Origin of the sequence: Dermacoccus sp. UBA1591 (genome assembly GCF_002322065.1) — a bacterium.
Classification (GTDB): domain Bacteria; phylum Actinomycetota; class Actinomycetes; order Actinomycetales; family Dermatophilaceae; genus Dermacoccus; species Dermacoccus nishinomiyaensis.
Map to the genome: position 1 here is coordinate 14,357 of NZ_DCNR01000111.1, position 2,512 is coordinate 16,868.

Sequence of the window (2,512 nt, forward strand, 5' to 3'; positions counted from 1 at the left end):
CGACGCCCAAGGAGGTGCTCGTCTCCATCCTGAAGCGCGCTGTCCTGCCGGCTCTCGTGGCGTTCGGGGTGCTCGTCGCCATCGGCAAGATCATCATGAACGTGTTCGACGAGATCCCGGCCGAGGACACGCTCTCGCGGGATGTCGCCGGGTGGCGCACCGCTTCGCTCAACCCGATCTCCAAGACCGTCTCGACGATCAACGACACGTGGTTCACGATCGGCGGGTCGGTCGTCGTTGCGCTCGTCATTCTCGTGCTGACGCGCAAGTGGTGGCTCGCCATCCTGCCGGTCCTCGCGATCAGCCTCGAGGCGAGTGTCTTCGTGCCGGTGACGAAGATCGTCAACCGTCCGCGCCCCGAGGTAGAGCGCCTCGACCCGCACGCGCCGCCGACGTCCAGCTTTCCGAGCGGGCACACCGCGGCGTCGTTCGCGTTGTTCTGGAGCATCATGCTGCTCGCACAGCGCATCCCGAACGTGCTCGCGCGCCGCATCGTCCAGGTCGTCTGCTTCGTCTTCCCGTTCTTCGTCGGCTTCGCGCGCCTGTACCGCGGCATGCACCACCTCAGCGATGTCACCATCGGCGCGCTGCTCGGCATGCTGTGCGCGGGCATCTCCTACACGGCGATCCGCGCGACCGAACGTCAGGCCACCGAGCGAGCGGACGGGGTTCGCGGCTGAGCGACCGCCCGGCGGGTTCGAGCCGGGAAAGCTCTCCTCAGGTCAAGAACGCAGGCAGAAAGCCTGCGTTCTCGTCATGTCCAGAGCTTGTCAATAAATGTCACATCGAGGTTACGAATGTCCAGGTGTCGCAGGGGAGGCGCACAAGCAAATCCCTGTGCCCTCGCAGATTCCAGCCTCTCCCTGTCGGTGAACTGAGAAAAAATTGTGCGTCAACTCGCCATTCGACCCTCGCGTGGTCTATACATGACTTGACTCTCAGTCCTCGGGCTGACCAGTCACCTCACCCCCCACCGCCGGAGCCCCACGCCCCGGTCGCTCAGAGGAGACATCAATTCTCATGAAGCGCACCACCCTCACCGTCGCCTTCGCTGCGGCCTGCTCCTTCTCGCTCGTCCCCGCCGTCGCTCAGAGTGCCTTCGCTGACTCCCCGGCGACGCGGCAGGCGTCGTTCCAGTCGGCATCGGCGCATTCGAGCCTCGTCGGCTCCGCGCAGTCGCAGTCGGCGGCGCTCGTCAAGGCCGTCGGTCTCAGCGCCGACAACGCCTTCAAGATCAAGGACGTGCTCAAGGACACCGACGGCTCGACGCACGTGCGCGTCGACCGCACCTTCAAGGGCATCCCCGTCGTCGGTGGCGACCTCGTCATCCACCGTGACGCCTCCGGCAAGGTCACCGGCCACGACGGCATGTTCGACGGCGCCATCACCGTCGACACCGCACCCGCCATCCCCAAGGCCACCGGTGAGGCCAAGGGCCTTGCGGCCGCCAAGGCCCACAAGAAGAGCGAGGGGCTCGATGCGGCCAAGGGCGCGGGCAGCACCCTCGTCATTCGTGTCGACGAGGCCGGCAAGCAGCAGCTCGCCTACATGGTGAAGACGACCGGCATGCAGAAGGACCGCACGCCGTCGCGCGTCCGCTCGTTCATCAACGCCGACACCGGCGCCGTCATCTCCTCGTTCGACGAGATCGCCCACGCCACGGGCAACGGCATCTACGACAAGAACGTCACGCTCACCACCTCCGGCTCGAGCGGTTCGTACAAGCTGAGCAATCCGAACACGGGCAACTACACGACCGACTCGAACAACCAGAAGATCAACGGCACGACGATGACGGACGCCGACAACGTCTGGGGCGACGGGTCGAACTCGAACCGTCAGAGCGCCGGCGTCGACGCGCAGTACGGTGCGGACACGACGTTCGACTACTACAAGAGCGTCATGGGCCGCAACGGCATCTGGAACAACGGCAACGGTGCGCGCAGCCGCGTTCACTACGACAACAACTACGTCAACGCGTTCTGGGACGGCACTCAGATGACGTACGGCGACGGTGACCGTAATGCGAACCCGCTGACGGAGCTCGACGTCGCCGGCCACGAGATGAGCCACGGCGTCACGGAGAACACGGCCGGTCTCGACTACTCGGGCGACGCCGGTGGCCTCAACGAGGCGACATCCGACATCTTCGGCACGGGCGTCGAGTGGTACGCGAACCTGGCCTCCGACAAGCCGGACTTCCTGCTCGGCGAGGAGATCGACATCAACGGTGACGGCACGCCGCTGCGCTACATGGACAAGCCGAGCAAGGACGGTGCGAGCTACGACTGCTACTCCTCGTCCGTCGGCAGCGCCGACCCGCACTACTCGTCGGGCCCGCTCAACCACTGGTACTTCCTCGCCTCGAACGGTTCGGGCGCGAAGACGATCAACGGTGTCTCCTACAACAGCTCCACCTGCGACAGCTCATCGGTGACGGGCGCCGGCCGCGCCGACATCGAGAAGGTCTGGTACCGCACGCTGTCGACGAAGCTGACGTCGACGTCGAACT

2 protein-coding genes are annotated in these 2,512 nt (G+C 65.3%); both read left to right on the plus strand.

What is annotated here, in order from left to right; genetic code table 11:
- Positions 1-680, plus strand: a 680-nt coding sequence (locus B2284_RS12805; protein ID WP_286697604.1) for a phosphatase PAP2 family protein, incomplete at its 5' end; no start/stop codon positions are given.
- Between the two features lie 340 nt (positions 681-1,020).
- Positions 1,021-2,512 (plus strand): M4 family metallopeptidase (locus B2284_RS12810; protein ID WP_286697605.1); only part of this gene is annotated, 1,492 nt, incomplete at its 3' end.